Raw genomic sequence first — 15775 nt, forward strand, 5'->3', positions numbered from 1 at the left:
CCCACATAGGATCGGGGGGGTTACAGGAGGTTGTGATCGACCACAGGCTCGATTTGCGCCCAATGTGAAGTGTCTTCTCGGTGCTCGCGCAAGTACGGCAACACCGCCGCCAGCAACGGCGCCTTGAACGCCTCCTGGAAACGATGGGCCAGGCCCGGAATCAGGATCAACTGACTGCCGCGCAGATGCGCCGCCAGATGCACCCCGTGCATCACCGGCAACAGCGGGTCGGCGGTACCATGCACCACCAGCGCCGGCACCCGCAACTGATTGAGCAGGGTTACCCGGCTCGGCTCGGCGAGAATGGCCACGATCTGGCGTTTCACCCCCTCGGGATTGAACGCCCGGTCATAGGACTGCGCCGCCTGATGCAGCAACGCCTGGCGATCGTCGGTCACTATCGGGCTGCCCAGCGCCGCCAGCAAGTCGGCCTGTTGCTCCAGGGCCACTTCGCGGTTCGGTGCGCCGCGCCTCGCCAACAACTGCACCAGCGCCGCACTCGGTGCCGGTAAGCCTTCGGCGCCGGAGGTGGTCATGATCAGGGTCAGACTCTCGACCCGTTGCGGTGCCATGGCAGCCATGTGCTGGGCAATCATGCCGCCCATGCTGGCGCCCAACACGTGGAATTGATCGATGTGCAAGGCGTCCATCAAGCCCAGGCCATCGTCGGCCATGTCGGTCAGCGAGTACGGTGACGACACCGGCAATCCGAGTTTGTAGCGCAGCACTTCGAAGGTCAGGTTGGCGTCGGCCGGTGCTTGCCGCCAGGTCGACAGGCCGACATCGCGATTGTCATAGCGGATCACCCGGAACCCCTGCTGGCACAGGGCGACAACCACCTCGTCCGGCCAGTGAATCAATTGCCCGCCCAGCCCCATCACCAGCAGCAATGCCGGATCCGACGCACGGCCAATGCTCTGGTACGCCAGGCTTACCTGGGCCAGATCCACCCGTTCGGTCGGAACATTGACATCACAACGCGAAGCCGCCAGGGACGGCAGGCCGAATAAAAAGGCGGCCAAAAAAACAAATCTTGATAAGAAAACACGCATGAAGAAACACCAAAACGCAGAACCCCAGTAGAGCGCGAGTCTGATGAAGTTTGTTCAAGCGCGCTGCCACAGTTACGTGACAGTTTGATGAAGAGTGCCGGACGGTCGTCAGACCAGACAGCGGCACGCGATAACTATGTACCACCATGCCTCTTCTCGAACGAACTTTAATGGCCCCGATTTTTTCACCCATCGGAGTCCTTCTTCATGCACGAATCACCTGCCGCACCGCTGGCCGACTTCGGCCACGTCTCCTCATTGGCCCGAGACACGGATGAAAACCTGTACCTGAGCGCCTCGGCGCGCTGGAACGACTGCCGCGATCAATGGCTGGCCCTCATGGCGCAGAACCCGCAAGTTCCCTTGACCACGAACTGGTGGCAGGCACGCGCACGCGGTACCGACGTTTCACGCAAGGCACAGGCCATCCGCTTGTATCGCCAACATTTCGAAGCGTCGTGCCAATTGGCATTTGCCCAGGGCACCTTGAATGCCGAACAGTTCAATGTGCTGCTGGATCTCGTCAACCCGGCAGCGCAGACAACCTCCCCCGAGATCCTGGTTTACGTCGAGACCCTGTCGCTCGGGGGCAACAGCAGTCTGACTGACGAACTGCCGGGTGCCCTGGTCATTACCCGCAACACCGACCAACCGGTCACCCAGTTGCTGTATCTGCCGTCTCGGCAAGCGCCCTGGATGACCTTTGAAAATCGCAACAGTCTGGAACGCTGGTTAACCCAGCAGCAACCTGAACCCGAGGGCAGCCGCGTCACGGTCGATTACACCGTATTGGACACCCCGCAGCTGACGAAAAGTGCCGAGTCCCTGTTGGCGGGACTGGCCACAGCCCCTGCCGAGCGGCAACGCAACGACCGTGTTTTTGCCTCGCCCACCGACCTGCCCCTGCCGGATTCAAGCAACGACATCGCCCCGTTCGGGCAACTGAGCCCCGACGTTCCCTTCAGCCTGCGCCACAGCGCTTTAGTGCAACAGCAAACGGCACTGCAAAACTTTCTGGGGCTGGACTTTGCAGGCACCACCGACGACCCGCGCATGCAGAGGCTGCAACAGCAATTCGACGCTCTGCGCGCCGCCGAACAGGCCAGCAGCGAGGCCGCAAGTGCCCTGTTAAGCGCCGACGAGGCACCGCAACTGCTGGAACTGCGCCACTCGTCGGGCACACATTACAAGGCCCTGTACCAGGCGCGCCTGAGTGGCCTGCGTGCCGAAGCCGATCTGCAATTGAGCCTGAATCAGATCAGCAGCGATGAATATCAGTGGCTGACGGCCGTGCTCGACGCGCCCGAAAAACCTCGACCGGCCGATGTGGTGGTCGCCCGACTGGTGTTGACCGCGACTGACAGCGAAGACGACGCCCTCCGTACGCAGACCCAGGAGCTCGACGGTGTACTGCTGTATGCCCGGCCATCGGCATTGCTGCCGTCCGCCAGCGACAGCGTGTTGCTCTACTGGCCCGGACATTTCGGCGGCCTGCAACGGTTCGCCTCCCGCCAGGCACTGGAGCAGAAGATGTTCAGGCAGCCGGCCAACGACGACACGCAAGCGCTGCAACTTTTGCCGTTGGCCGGCAACCCGATCGAGTACACCCTGCAAACCCAGCTTCACAGTTGTGAACAGCATGCGACGCGGCTGATGACCGCCAACCCCGTGCCCTCCCATGCCGGCCAGCGGGCGGCGGAACTGGAAAAACTGCGTGAACAGACGCTCGCCCGCCTGACCGTCCCCACTGTCTCCGCGCGGGAGCTGGCCTTCGCACACATCGTCGAGCAAAACCGCGGCGCCACGCTGGCAACACACTTGCCGTCGTCCCTCAGCGCACTGTCCGCGGCCGAACGCGATCGGCTCAAGGCGTTGTTCACCGCCTACATCGCGGCGATGAAGCGCTCCCATCGACTGCTTGAACGGGAACTGCCACTGCGCGAGTCATTCAGCAAAAAGGCTATCGACGCCCGCCTGCGCAAAGACTTCGCCCTGACGCAAAACGTTGAGGTGTTGCTGGACATCCCCGACACCACCACGTGGCGCAAGGTACTTATCGAGGGCGCTGCGCCGGGAACACCGCAAAAGAATGTACTGACTGGCAGCCAGCAGCGCAGCCTGTTGTCCCTCGCCGAACTGGCGCAAGGCAATATCGATCAGTCGATGTGGTATCGGGTGTCGCTGATGCAGGTCGAGATCAGCGGCGCCGACGAGGGGCAACGGCAGAAGCTGAAAACCGGCATCACCCAGGACTATTTGCGCAACATGGTCACCGAGCTGGATCTGGCCGGGAAATACGAAAGGCTGATTCGCGAGACCTTCCTTGGCGCCCCTGGCGCCTCGGCCTTCAGCAATGAATTTCGTCGTGAATGCCTGAGCGAACCGTGGCGGCTGATGCTCCAGTTGCAAGGCGAATTCGCCGTGCTGGCCAAGGACATCGACGTCGCCGGCCAACGCGTGCTGCAGATCGCCATCGACGCCAACAGTCGTGAAGCCTTTGCGGTCGACGGCAAGCGCATCGTGTTGTTGCCCGCGCACCTGACCGTTGGCGGTACGGACACGCCGGGCGAGGGGCCGAGCACCCTGGCCGGGGTGACTTTTATCGTCGAGCAGATCAGCGGCCTGACCCTGCTCTATCGGCCTGACTGCCCCGATGGGGTGTTTGTGCGTCAGTTCGACAGCCTTGAACAGGCGCGGACGTTCCTCTTCAACCAATGCCTGAACAGCACGATGGTCAACTATTTGGCCGGTCGCGCCCTGACCGGGGAATTTGCCTCGCACGTCAGCCGGATCAACCAGGCCCGGGTGAAAAACTTCGATGCCCTGATCGGCGTCGGCACCGCCTGGCCAGCCAGTACATCCCTGGCAGCGCATCTGCTCAATGTGCACATGGGCCGTTTGCTGGAGGCGCATCGGTCGACATCGCGCTCCAACGATGCCTTGTATCTGGAGCACGTCGCGCTGCGCTCCGGGGCCATGTTCAACTACTTGAAAATGGCGCTGGGCGTCGTGCCTTTCATCGGTACCGCCATTGCCCTGTACGACGCCTGGAACAGCGCCAATCAGGCAGCGGCGGCCTTCCTGCGCGGTGATGTCGGCCATGGCCTGGCCGAGGTGGAAGCCGTGTTGCTGTCGTTGATCGACGCAGCCATGGATGTGCTGCCCGTTGCTGGCGCCGCTTCCAGCGCCGCGCGCGCCGCCACTCGCGGGCGACAATTGCGCGCCCTGACCAGACAACCGGGCGCCTTGCAGGTCTCGACCCCGCAGCAGGTCCGACGCACCCTCGAACGCTTCAGGGGCTATGAGTACGAACACGAGATTTCCTTCGCCGGCCTGCAACCGGGCACCGAAGGGATTTATCGCAACGTTTATCGCCACGCCGACGGCGACTTCATGGTCCGCCAGGGTCGTATCTATCGCATCGAATTGACCGACAACCCACCGCAGTGGCGCTTGAGTGCTACCAGCAGCCGAACCTACAAACAACCCATCGCCCTGGATGAAAGCGGCCACTGGAACACCCATTACGCGGTGTACGGCACCGTGACGGCAGGCGGCGGTGCCGGTGGCGGCGCGGTGCTCGGTCATCTGGCTGACGGCCTCGACCCGCTCTGGCCCGCCGCCATTCGCCGTTGGCTGCCGCGCTGGTGGACGGACCGGGCATTGCGACGCCAGTTGACGTTGACCAACACCGCCGACGCCTATACCCGGCGACTCGGGACCCAGACTCGCAGTTCCAACACTGTGCTGGAACATTACTTCAGCCTTGACCGGGAGCAGCGCCAACCGCTTCGAGCCAATGCCGACATTCTTTGCGTGAACGACCTCGAGCTGGCGCAGGCCCAGTACCTGAACCTTGAAGAACTGATGCTGATCAGCCACGGCCGCAGACGCATGCTGGTCGAAGATGCTCAAAGCCGCTGCGCCTGGGTCATCGTCGACCGAGTGGTGCGGCGAATCAGTTTGGTCAAGGAGCGCCTGGTGGAACAGCTCAACCGCATCGATCAGATGATTGCCCGTTCGGAGGCAACGCCGTTCAGCAATACCGACGCACACATTCAACTGATGGCGCAACGCAAGGAATTGCGAATCGAGTTTCTCAAGGACTTGGACCGGCTTCATACACAGGTTGCAGAAGCCAATCGATGGAACGGGCGGATCACCAACCGCATGCAAAAATCAAAGATGGCCGCGGATATGGCCATGCTTAACGAAAAATTCAGCGATGCCAATTACTACTACCTGAAAACGGCGAATGAGCTGGAGATCATCACTCACTACACCGCTGTCTCCGACCAGTCCTGGGTCTACTTTCACGTACAGTTGAAACAGGCCCGCAACAAGGTCGGACGAGCGCTGCTGACCCAACATCAATTGCCTGAAGTACAGGCCACGTTTACCCAGCGAAACAAAGTGCTCGAAGATTGCCTGGCGACCTACGCCGAATTTCGTCGCAATCTCGGGGCCTGGGTGCTGGGCTATCCGCAGCATCTGGATCTGGAGCAGGTCACGGCGTTTCTCGACAATCTGGCAGAAGTCGAAGCGGCGGCTCGCCATGCCATCAAGACACGCCCATCCAACAGTGCAAAAGCGGGAAATGCGTCAAAGCAGCTGTTCGAGACGGAAGACAATCAGTTGCTCATCGGCATCGCCAGCACGGATACCGCAACCCGCCAACAGCGCTTCACCGTCGAGGGTGCAAATGGGTTCAGGGAAACCTGGCTACCCCGTTCCTCCAGCGGCAAATATCATCTCAGTGAGCCCGTGGCGGCAGCGCCAACGGAACTTGTGACCGATATCACGCCATTGCTGGTGGAGGCCAGAAAAAGGCTCGGCACCGTAGATGTTTACAAAAGCAAAGTCGAAGGCTACGCCCGTCAGGACATGTTGCCGGTCGATCTGGAACACATGATGATCAGTGAAGCTGCGGAACTGAACATGCGAGCCCGGGCCATCGAACGCCTGTCGCCCACGGAGACGGTCGCGCTGCAATTGCGCAATCGCGCGAATGACTTGACCCGTGCCGGCCGCACGTTGCGTATTGAGCAGACCCTGAACAGCAAAACCCCCACCGAGGGCTATCTGGACTATCTGCTTGAACAACGCGTGGTGGACATCCGCAAGGAGGGCGGCCTGCGCGACCTGGGCAAACGCACGGATGGACGCAGGGATTTCCTCCAGGAGTACGAGGTGCGCGACCTGCGTAGCGAACCCGCGCAAACCCTGTGGTACGCACACTTCCACTACACCTCGGCCAAGCCCCAGTTCAGCGACTTCGTCAAAGGCCATCTGAAACTGCCGGAACAACGCAACCTGGGCCTGCAATGGCAGAAGGACGTGGCCGCCAGTGGCGGTACGGTCGAGGCGATCTGGCGCGGAGAAATCGGCAAAACGCTGGGCAACAAACACTTTTCCTCGCTGTAAAGCAACAACGGCGGAGCACGCCATGTGCTCCGCCGTGCTTGTGGTCGACAGCGGCATCAACATGAGACAAACTCAACCTTTTCGATTTATCGACAAGTTTTCCTCATGGAGCCTCCGGTGCTTGAAATCCGTCACCTCAAGACCCTGCACGCCTTGCGCGAAGCCGACAGCCTGGTGGATGCGGCCGATCGCCTGCACCTGACCCAGTCAGCCCTGTCCCACCAGTTCAAGGAGCTGGAGGAGCGCATGGGCATGCCGCTGTTCGTGCGCAAGACCAAACCGGTGCGCTTCACCAGCGCCGGTTTGCGCCTGCTGCAACTGGCCGACGCTACCCTGCCGCTGCTGCGCGCCGCCGAGCGCGACATCAGTCGCCTGGCCGGTGGCACCGCCGGTCGTCTGCACATGGCGATCGAGTGCCACAGTTGCTTCCAGTGGCTGATGCCGACCATCGACCAGTTCCGCGACGCCTGGCCGGAAGTCGAACTGGACCTGGCCTCGGGGTTTTCCTTCGCCCCGCTGCCAGCCCTGGCCCGTGGCGACCTGGACCTGGTGGTGACCTCCGATCCGGTGGACCTGGCCGGGATCACCTATGTACCCCTGTTCACTTATGAAGCGATGCTCGCGGTGGCCAACCAGCACCGCCTGGCCAGCAAGGCTTATATCGTCCCCGAAGACCTGCTCCCGGAAACCTTGATCACCTACCCGGTGGAACGGGACCGGCTGGACATCTTCACCCGCTTCCTCGAACCCGCCGACATCGAACCGGCCCAGGTCCGCACCTCGGAACTGACAGTGATGATGATGCAACTGGTGGCCAGCGGTCGCGGCGTATGCGGCATGCCCCATTGGGCACTGCATGAATACAGCTCGCGAGGCTATGTGAAAGCCAAGCGGCTGGGTGAGAAAGGCTTGTTCGCCACGCTGTATGCGGCGATCCGCGCCGACATGCTCGATGCGCCGTACATGCGCGACTTCTTGCTGACGGCCAAGGACACGTCGTTTTCGACGCTGGATGGGGTCAGCGCCGTTCGCTAGAACACCAACCCCCTGTAGGAGCGAGCTCGCTCGCGATGGTCGTCAACGATAACGCTGGAAACCGGGCACCCCGTGTCGCTCTCAGGTTTATCGCGAGCGAGCTCGCTCCTACAGGGGATCTATGTGATGGTTAGATCTCACGCCACATGTGAATCTTGTCGAAGTAATCCTCGCCCACCCGCACGGCCATCGGCTCCAGGCCAAACTGGATGAAGCCGCAGCGCTGGTAGAGGTTGAACGCGGCATCGTTGCCGGCGGTGACGGTCAACTGGATCAGGCGCAAACCCGCATGGTTCTGCGCCTGGGCCAATGCCGCCTGAACCAGTTGATAGCCGAGCCCACGCTGGCGGACCTTGGCGGTCACGTACATGCCAAACAGTGTCACCTTGTGCCGGGCCTTTTCCCGAGGCTCGAACGCGAGGCCGACAATGCCGGCCAACCGGCCCTCTTCGAACGCCCCGAGCACCACGTCCAGCTTGCCGGTCAGGCGCGACTCCCACCAACTCAGCGGCATCGCCGCCCGCTCACGCACGCTCGAGGTAAAGGCCTGCGGGTGCAGGTCGTAGGCTTCGAGCATCAGCGCCCGGTAGTCCAGGGCATGGCTGGCATCAAGTCGTTCGATCCACATCCTCAGGCCATCCGTTTTTGCTCAAGCATCAGCCGCAGCGCCAGCCCCGACAATACAAAGCCCATGAAGTAGCGCTGCATCGCCAGCCAGGTCGGATTGTTGACGAACCACGAGGCGATGCCCGCGGCAAACATGGCGATCAGCAGGTTGACGCAGAAACTGACGCTGATCTGGGTCAGGCCGAGGATGATGCTCTGGGTGAACACCGAACCGTGCTCCGGCGTGATGAATTGCGGAAACACCGACAGATAGAACACCGCGATTTTCGGGTTCAGGGCGCTGGTCAGAAAGCCCATGGTGATCAGTTTGCGTGAAGAGTCCGGGGGCAACTGCTGTGCCTCGAACGGCGAGCGCGCACCGGGTTTGACCGCCTGCCAGGCCAGCCACAACAGGTACAGCGCACCGGCCCACTTCAACACCTCATAAGCCATCGGCACCGCCAGGAACACTGCAGTCAAACCCGCGGCGGCGGCAAACAGGTGCACGAAGAATCCGGCGACCACCCCAAGCAGCGAGATCACCCCGGCCTTGCGCCCCTGGCAGATCGAACGGGAGATCAGGTAGATCATGTTCGGCCCCGGTGTCACTACCATCAGCAACGCGGCAGCAGCAAAAATCAGCAGGTCTTGAAGCGGGATCATGGGCGAGGTCCTTTGCGTAATGATCAGGCGATCGCGGTCAGCGATGCTCGATAAAACGGCAGAATCAGGTCCCGTGTCAATGGCGCCAGGCTGACATCGCCATCGGTGGCCGGGTCGATCCAGAGCACCTCTTCGATCTCCGCCGCCGGGGTGACGTCGCCATGAATATTCAGTTGAAAGAGCTCGGCGTGTACGACAAACCCCGGTTCGTTGGCGGCCGGTGCCGAGAAGTGACCCAGGTAAACGGCCTGCGCCGGGTCGATGTCCAGACCCAGCTCTTCTTCCAGCTCCCGGGCCAGGGCGTGGACCGGCAATTCATGGGGCTCGATCTTGCCACCCGGCTGCATGAACGCCGTGGTGCCGCGCTTGCGCACCAGCAACGTGCGGCCGTCCGGGCCGATCAACAGGGCGGCGGCGATGCGGATGACCCTGGAATGATTGAGTGAAACATTTATCGAAGAAGACATCGCTGACCACAGGTCCATGTTGAGGGATGCACAGAATCCCATGCCTTCAAAACTCGGCCAAGAGTGAATCCAGAACTCTCCGCCAAAAAGCCCGGAAATTTCCCACGAGCGCCTTTGGTAGCGTGCTCTGCCGACCTTCACCGGTCAATCGCCCTGCGCCGCCACTGGAACGACTCGCATGTCTGACATCTCAACGCTGAAAGAAAAAATCAACACCAAGACGTTTCCTCTTCTTCTGCTGGGAACCTTGTCTGCCGGGCTCTATACAAATGTCTGGATGTACAAAACCATCACGGCACTTGAGGAGGTCACTCACATCAAGACAATGAGTCCGGCTTTATTTGCCTTCTACCTGATCATCATTGGTTCTATCGGAACTCTAGTCTCGGTACCTCACTACTATGCATTCGCCCTTATAGGTGTTCTGTTCGTACTGTATTTACTGCTGACCCTGCTCTGGTGTTTCCGTGTACGAAGGGTGTTAAGGGCATATGCCTTGGCTGAACACAACTTCGAACTGCGCATGAATCTGGTCTATACCGGACTTTTCACCTTCTATTACATCAACTACTGCATCAATGCCCTTCCCCGTGACAAGCAAAAACACGAGGAAAAAACCGGCTAATACAACAAGCCACTCATGCTTGAGACAAAAAAGGCGAACATCCTTGAGGATGTTCGCCTTTTTTGCAGTGTGACCAGCTCATAAGCTGTTCGCTTGCACCGCTTCCTGGAAATCCATCTTCGCTGGCTGCCAACGGAAACCACCGGTCAACCCTGCCAGCTACACCACACCCATCTGTAAGCCGTGTCGTTGTCACGGCCGGCCAATTGGGCGAGTTCGACCTTCATGGGTATTCCTTGTTATGCGCCGGGCGGCAGAAAGATTGCCCGGTCGGTGTCTGTGCGCCAGTATGCGCAGCAAGCAACCGGGCGGGGAATTACGCCGCCGAGGTAATACGATAGGGGTAGATGCATGACACTCTCGTTGGACGACATCGCCTGGCACCGCTCGGTGGGGCAACTGATCGACGCCCTGGACAAGCCCAATTTCTGGACCCAGCTTGTACGCCTGCTGGACCAGTACGTGCCCTTCGACAGCTGGGTGGCGCTGCTTTTCAGTGCCGATCAGCGCCCCCAGGTGTTCGCCGAATGCCCCGGCGAAGACGGCAGCCCTGACCAGTTGTTCCAGGATTACCTGCGCGGCCTGTACCTGCTCGACCCCTTCTACATCGCCTGTCGCGAGCAATCGCGCACCGGGCTGTATCGCCTGTCGGAAGTGGCCCCGGAGCACTTTGAGCTGACTGAGTATTACCAGCGCTACTTTCGTCTGAATGTGGTGGCCGACGAAATCCAGTTCAATTGCCAGCTCGAAGGCGACCGCACGCTGTGCCTGTCCCTGGGCAGCACCCAGCGTTTCAGCGGCCAGCAGATCGCCTTGCTGTCGTTGATCCAGCCGTGGGTGCTCGGCCTGTTGCGCCAGCGTCTACCCTATGAAATCAACGAAGTCGTGGCCCTGTCCCCCTCACCGCCGCAAGCTGATTGGCGGGTACAACTGGAAGCCTCGGTGCAGCAACTCAAAGGCGCGCAGTTGACGGCCCGGGAGCTGGATGTCGGGCGATTGATGCTCAGCGGTTGCTCCAGTAAAGAAATCGCCCGCAAGCTGGAAATCTCGGTCGAAACCGTGAAAGTCCACAAGAAACATATGTACAGCAAGCTGGGGATCAAATCCCAGTCCGAGCTGTTTTCGATTTTTCTCCAGGCACAAAATGCCTGAATGCCCTGTGGAACGCTCTGCTTCTCTGTGGGAGCGGGCTTGCTCGCGAAAGCGGTATTTCATTCAGCATTCATGTTGGCTGACACACCGCTTTCGCGAGCAAGCCCGCTCCCACATTGATCTGTGCATAGCCAAATTCATTGAGTCCGAACCCAAGGAAACCGTATGAGCCTGTCACTCCTGAGCCGCTACGCCTTCTTTGCCGTCTGCGTGATCTTCACCCTCGCCAGCCTGCCGTTTCTTGAATACGACTGGCTCTGGCCAATTACCGCTGTCACTGCCGTCCTCAGCCTGATCGGCCTGTTCGACTTGCTGCAAAGTCCGCACGCAGTGCGCCGCAATTACCCGATCCTGGGCAATATCCGCTACCTGGTCGAAGGCATCCGCCCGGAAATCCGCCAGTACCTGCTCGAATCCGACAGCGACGCCCTGCCCTTCTCCCGGGCCCAGCGCTCGCTGGTCTACTCCCGGGCCAAGAATGAAACCGCCGACAAACCCTTCGGCACGCTGATTGATGTGTATCAGTCGGGTTTCGAATTCATCGGCCACTCCATGCGCCCCGCGCCCTTGAGCGACCCGAGCAGTTTCCGGGTGACGGTCGGCGGCCCGCAATGCACCCAGCCGTATTCGGCGTCGGTATTCAACATCTCGGCCATGAGTTTCGGCTCCCTCAGCGCCAACGCCATCCGTGCCTTGAACCAGGGTGCCAAGCTCGGCAATTTCGCCCATGACACCGGCGAAGGCAGCATCAGCCCCTATCACCGGGAAAACGGCGGCGACCTGACCTGGGAACTGGGCAGCGGTTACTTCGGCTGCCGCACCAGCGACGGCCGCTTCGACCCGGAACGCTTCGCGGCGCAAGCCCGGACGCCACAGGTACGGATGATCGAAATCAAGATGAGCCAGGGCGCCAAGCCCGGCCACGGCGGCATCCTGCCCAAACACAAGGTCACCAAAGAAATCGCCGAAACCCGCGGTATCCTGATGGGCGAGGACTGCGTGTCACCGTCGCGCCACACCGCGTTTTCCACGCCGATCGAAATGATGCATTTCATTGCGCAACTGCGTGAGTTATCCGGCGGGAAACCGGTGGGTTTCAAGTTCTGCCTTGGCCATCCGTGGGAGTTCATGGGCATCGCCAAGGCCATGCTGGAAACCGGCATCCTCCCGGACTTCATCGTGGTGGACGGCAAGGAAGGCGGCACTGGCGCCGCGCCCGTGGAGTTCACCGACCACATCGGCGTGCCGATGCGCGAGGGCCTGTTGTTCGTGCACAACACCCTCGTTGGGCTGAACCTGCGGGACAAGATCAAACTCGGCGCCAGCGGCAAGATCGTCAGCGCCTTCGACATCGCCAGTGTGCTGGCCATCGGCGCCGACTGGGCCAACTCGGCGCGCGGCTTCATGTTCGCCATCGGCTGCATCCAGTCGCAGAGCTGCCACACCAACAAATGCCCGACTGGCGTCGCCACCCAGGACACCCTGCGCCAGCGCGCGCTGGTGGTACCGGACAAAGCCCAACGCGTGTTCAACTTCCACCGCAACACCCTCAAGGCCCTGGCGGAAATGCTCGCCGCCGCCGGCCTCGAACATCCATCGCAGTTGTCCGCCAAGCATCTGGTGCGACGTATGTCGGCAACCGAGATCAAGCTGTTCTCGCAGTTGCACGTGTTCCTCAAACCGGGTGAGTTGCTGACCGGCGAAGTGAACGGCGAGTTCTACTCGCGGATGTGGCAGATGGCCCGGGCCGATAGTTTCGAGCCCAGTGAAATAGCGGCGGCATAACCTCGCCACCCCGATCAGAATCGCGCGTCACCAGCGCAGTGTTTTGCTCGGGGCCGGTTCCTTCATCACGATAAAACCGTAATCGCCGATCAGGTAAATCCGGTAGAACCGGCTTTCGACCAACGCCGGATAGCCCTGATAGCCGACCCGCGTTGCATTACGCCGCTCCTGCTCCGCCACCACGTTGGTGATGCCCGCCTTCGGCAGATTTTCGGCCAGCATGTAAAAGTCGGTATTGAGCAAGTAGTGCAGCACCGGGCGCTGTTTGAATGAGCCTGCCGCCGCCACCAACCAATAGTCGGAATAACTCACCGAGAGGTAGATCCGTCTGGCCTCGCGCAGCGACTGATGGCTGGCGATGTCGTACGCAAGACCGGCCAGTGCCGTGGACGCAAAGGTTTTCTGCACCGTCAGCACCCGGCCATAAGCGAACGACAACGACAACATGGCCAGCAGGGGAATCATCAACAGCAGCGGCAACCGCTCATGGATCGACGCCAGCGCCAGATGCCCCAGGTAAAACAGCAATACCAGCAGCACGGCGAAGCCCATCAAGGTGCGGGCACCTTCGTTGAAGTCGCGGAAAAACAACGCGACACCGGACACCAGCAGCATCACGACGGGCAAAGTCAGCAAACACATCAGGCCGATCAACAGCTTCTTCGGCCCGCTGTCCTGGCGCGCCGCTACGTTCAATCCCAACCGCACCGCCCCGGCTATCGCGAGCAACAGCAACCCGCCGGACACCCAGAGCCATCCGCCATGGAACAGCAGCACGACTTTTTCCAGGACCCGGCCAATGTTGATCTGGATCTGCAATGAGGGATGCGCCGTCCAATCGAGCAGCAATGTGCGGTTGGAGCCCATGAACGGATAAGCACTGACGCTGTAGATCAATCCGCCGAGGATGACCTGAGCGGCTTTCCAGCCCAGCAGGTCGCGCCATGGTACCGGGGTGGTTTTATCGTTGGCGGCCCTGAGCAACTCCAGGCAACACAGACCCAGGAACACGTTCAGGCTGACTTGATACAGCCCAAGCGCCAAGGCAATCAGGAACGACGGCACCAGCCACTGCACGCCGCGCCAAGGGTGGCGAAAGGTGATCGCGTAGATCACCGCCACCAGGCTCAGGGTCGTGGCGGGACCGTCGTATTGATAAGACAGGTTCTGCAGGAAGAACGGGTTGTACCAGAGCGGCAACAGCACCAGGCAGCAAGCAACGGTGGGCTGACGGAAGTAATGGAGCGTCAGGCTTGTCAACGCCGACGCCATGGACAGCGTGGCGATCAACAAGGGCAAGGGAAAGATGTTCGGCGCGGCATGGCTGAAGGTCAGCGCGTTGTAGAAAAACTGGGTGAAGAGTCGGCCCTGTTCGGCCCAGGCCATGCCCGCCGCCAGCGAGCGCCAGTTGTCATCGATGTAGGGATAATCGGCGAGGATCAACGGCAGGACATACACCAGGGTGGCGGCCAGAAAAAACCGCCAGACCTGATGCCGGCTGAGCTCGCGAACGAAGACGTCGCTGAACCGCCCCATTCTAACGCCCGCCCCGGTCTTTACCGCCGACGATGTCCTTGATCACATAACGCGGCCGGTGCTTGGCCTCGATATAGATGCGACCGATGTACTCGCCGAGGATGCCGATGCCGATCAGTTGCACGCCGCCCAGAAACAGGATCGCAGTCATCAGCGACGGATAACCGGGAACGCTGTTGCCGAAGAAAATCTTGTCCAGCACCATGTACACCGCATAGAGCACCGCGAAAATCGAAATGCCGCCACCAACGTAAGTCCACAAGCGCAGCGGCACGGTACTGAACGAGGTCACGCCTTCCAGGGCCAGGTTCCACAGTTTCCAGACATTGAACTTGCTGCTCCCCACCACCCTTCCCGGCCGCTCGAACTCCACCACCACCGTGTTGAACCCGGCCCACGACAGCACGCCTTTCATGAATAACTGGTGCTCCGGCAAGGAACGGATCACATCGACCACCTTGCGATCCATCAGCCGGAAGTCCCCGACGTTTTCCTCGATGCGGGTGTAGGCGATGCGATTGAGCACATGGTAGAAAATAGACGCGCTGTGGCGCCTGAGGTAGCCGTCGGCGGCCCGGCTGCGGCGCTTGGCGAGTACCACGTCGGCACCCTTTTGCCATTGCTCGATCAACAACGGAATGACGTTGATCGGGTCCTGCAGGTCGACATCCATGGGAATCACGGCATCGCCGCTGGCATGCTCCAGGCCGGCAAACAGTGCCGGTTCCTTGCCGAAGTTGCGCGAGAAATTGATCAGCATGACCTGATCATCCGCCTGGGCAAGTGCCATAGCCTGTTCGGCCGTGTTGTCGGAACTGCCGTCGTTGATGAACACGATCTCGACTTCGGTGTCGCCTAATCTCAACTCCCTTCGCACCGCCCGATAAAACAGGTTGATGGACTGCTCTTCGTTGAACACCGGGACAATGAGCGAGATTTTCATTGATCACGTCCGCGAAACACCACGTATTTGGAATATAGAAAACCGAACACCAGGCTCAACGCCGAAAACAGGACCACCGTGAGCAAGCCGTGCAATCGCCAGAGGTCACCCAGATGGCCGATACCCAGGCTCAGTGCCCCCATGCCCAAAAGAAACAGCAGATAACCCGCGACCGTGGCACTGGCGGCGAAGGTAAATTGCGCGTTCATGTAGAAGGAAAATGACGCGGCCACGCAGAAGGCGGCCAGGTTGCTGATCGCCTGACTGAGGCCGGCTGCCACGCTCAACAGGAAAAAGATCTGCCAGTGAATCAGGGTGTTGGCGACCCCGATCACCGTGTAACTGGACAGCCCTTTCCACAACAGTCTCATGTGAGGCTCCCGTTTCAAGAACGTTGCACTTATTGATATTTGAGCCTGTTTACTGTCATAAATCGCAGGTCAAGCGGTCTTTCAGACCAGCGGTTGAGCCTTGGGGCAATGCCCGA

12 protein-coding genes are annotated in these 15775 nt (G+C 60.4%); 5 read left to right on the plus strand and 7 right to left on the minus strand.

From position 1 onward, the window contains the following. Window positions 1-20: 20 nt before the first annotated feature. Window positions 21-1052 (minus strand): alpha/beta fold hydrolase, encoded by a 1032-nt coding sequence (locus KGB20_RS05305; protein WP_150815090.1) that lies wholly within the window; start codon window positions 1050-1052, stop codon window positions 21-23. 207 nt (window positions 1053-1259) lie between these two features. On the opposite strand from KGB20_RS05305, the gene KGB20_RS05310 reads away from it, so the two are divergent. Further along, entirely contained in the window at window positions 1260-6476 is a 5217-nt protein-coding gene (locus tag KGB20_RS05310) for a dermonecrotic toxin domain-containing protein (protein WP_154947063.1), read from the plus strand. A gap of 117 nt (window positions 6477-6593) precedes the next feature. After that, window positions 6594-7511: a transcriptional regulator MetR gene (metR, locus tag KGB20_RS05315; RefSeq protein ID WP_007985733.1), complete on the plus strand. Its 918-nt coding sequence runs from the start codon at window positions 6594-6596 to the stop codon at window positions 7509-7511. Between the two features lie 130 nt (window positions 7512-7641). On the opposite strand, the gene KGB20_RS05320 is transcribed toward metR, so the two are convergent. Genes KGB20_RS05320 through KGB20_RS05330 form a run of 3 tightly spaced genes read right to left on the minus strand, consistent with a single transcriptional unit; the run spans window position 7642 to window position 9247 of the window. Next, on the minus strand, window positions 7642-8139 hold the full coding sequence (locus KGB20_RS05320; RefSeq protein WP_150815092.1) for a GNAT family N-acetyltransferase: 498 nt from the start codon (window positions 8137-8139) through the stop codon (window positions 7642-7644). A 2-nt stretch (window positions 8140-8141) separates the two neighbouring features. Further along, window positions 8142-8780: a LysE family translocator gene (locus tag KGB20_RS05325; protein WP_057716232.1), complete on the minus strand. Its 639-nt coding sequence runs from the start codon at window positions 8778-8780 to the stop codon at window positions 8142-8144. A gap of 23 nt (window positions 8781-8803) precedes the next feature. After that, window positions 8804-9247 carry an NUDIX hydrolase gene (locus KGB20_RS05330; protein WP_150815093.1) on the minus strand — a complete coding sequence of 148 codons (444 nt, stop codon included), beginning with the start codon at window positions 9245-9247 and terminating at the stop codon, window positions 8804-8806. 178 nt (window positions 9248-9425) lie between these two features. Between KGB20_RS05330 and KGB20_RS05335 the strand changes: the two genes are divergently transcribed. The 3 genes from KGB20_RS05335 to KGB20_RS05345 all read left to right on the plus strand — a co-directional run bounded on the left by KGB20_RS05335 (window position 9426) and on the right by KGB20_RS05345 (window position 12809). Beyond that, window positions 9426-9872, plus strand: a complete 447-nt coding sequence (locus tag KGB20_RS05335; protein ID WP_150815094.1) for a hypothetical protein — start codon at window positions 9426-9428, stop codon at window positions 9870-9872. 351 nt (window positions 9873-10223) lie between these two features. Continuing rightward, entirely contained in the window at window positions 10224-11024 is an 801-nt protein-coding gene (locus tag KGB20_RS05340; protein ID WP_150815095.1) for a helix-turn-helix transcriptional regulator, read from the plus strand. A gap of 165 nt (window positions 11025-11189) precedes the next feature. Beyond that, window positions 11190-12809 carry an FMN-binding glutamate synthase family protein gene (locus KGB20_RS05345; protein WP_090453300.1) on the plus strand — a complete coding sequence of 540 codons (1620 nt, stop codon included), beginning with the start codon at window positions 11190-11192 and terminating at the stop codon, window positions 12807-12809. A 27-nt stretch (window positions 12810-12836) separates the two neighbouring features. On the opposite strand, the gene KGB20_RS05350 is transcribed toward KGB20_RS05345, so the two are convergent. Genes KGB20_RS05350 through KGB20_RS05360 form a run of 3 tightly spaced genes read right to left on the minus strand, consistent with a single transcriptional unit; the run spans window position 12837 to window position 15659 of the window. After that, the gene (locus KGB20_RS05350) at window positions 12837-14345 is read right to left on the minus strand and encodes a glucosyltransferase domain-containing protein (RefSeq protein ID WP_150815096.1); all 1509 of its coding nucleotides are present in this window, start codon (window positions 14343-14345) and stop codon (window positions 12837-12839) included. Between the two features lies 1 nt (window position 14346). After that, window positions 14347-15288: a glycosyltransferase family 2 protein gene (locus KGB20_RS05355; RefSeq protein WP_150815097.1), complete on the minus strand. Its 942-nt coding sequence runs from the start codon at window positions 15286-15288 to the stop codon at window positions 14347-14349. After that, window positions 15285-15659, minus strand: a complete 375-nt coding sequence (locus KGB20_RS05360) for a GtrA family protein (RefSeq protein ID WP_057716240.1) — start codon at window positions 15657-15659, stop codon at window positions 15285-15287. The genes KGB20_RS05355 and KGB20_RS05360 overlap by 4 nt, the downstream gene beginning before the upstream one ends. Window positions 15660-15775: the final 116 nt, after the last annotated feature.

This window comes from Pseudomonas sp. BF-R-30 (assembly GCF_019956175.1).
GTDB classification, from domain to species: domain Bacteria; phylum Pseudomonadota; class Gammaproteobacteria; order Pseudomonadales; family Pseudomonadaceae; genus Aquipseudomonas; species Aquipseudomonas jessenii.

Bases quoted from the DNA above. Each gene is read 5' to 3' on its own strand.
- KGB20_RS05305 (WP_150815090.1), bottom strand. From the start codon at position 1,052: ATGCGTGTTTTCTTATCAAGATTTGTTTTTTTGGCCGCCTTTTTATTC.
- KGB20_RS05310 (WP_154947063.1), top strand. From the start codon at position 1,260: ATGCACGAATCACCTGCCGCACCGCTGGCCGACTTCGGCCACGTCTCC.
- KGB20_RS05320 (WP_150815092.1), bottom strand. From the start codon at position 8,139: ATGTGGATCGAACGACTTGATGCCAGCCATGCCCTGGACTACCGGGCG.
- KGB20_RS05325 (WP_057716232.1), bottom strand. From the start codon at position 8,780: ATGATCCCGCTTCAAGACCTGCTGATTTTTGCTGCTGCCGCGTTGCTG.
- KGB20_RS05330 (WP_150815093.1), bottom strand. From the start codon at position 9,247: ATGTCTTCTTCGATAAATGTTTCACTCAATCATTCCAGGGTCATCCGC.
- KGB20_RS05335 (WP_150815094.1), top strand. From the start codon at position 9,426: ATGTCTGACATCTCAACGCTGAAAGAAAAAATCAACACCAAGACGTTT.
- KGB20_RS05340 (WP_150815095.1), top strand. From the start codon at position 10,224: ATGACACTCTCGTTGGACGACATCGCCTGGCACCGCTCGGTGGGGCAA.
- KGB20_RS05345 (WP_090453300.1), top strand. From the start codon at position 11,190: ATGAGCCTGTCACTCCTGAGCCGCTACGCCTTCTTTGCCGTCTGCGTG.
- KGB20_RS05350 (WP_150815096.1), bottom strand. From the start codon at position 14,345: ATGGGGCGGTTCAGCGACGTCTTCGTTCGCGAGCTCAGCCGGCATCAG.
- KGB20_RS05355 (WP_150815097.1), bottom strand. From the start codon at position 15,288: ATGAAAATCTCGCTCATTGTCCCGGTGTTCAACGAAGAGCAGTCCATC.
- KGB20_RS05360 (WP_057716240.1), bottom strand. From the start codon at position 15,659: ATGAGACTGTTGTGGAAAGGGCTGTCCAGTTACACGGTGATCGGGGTC.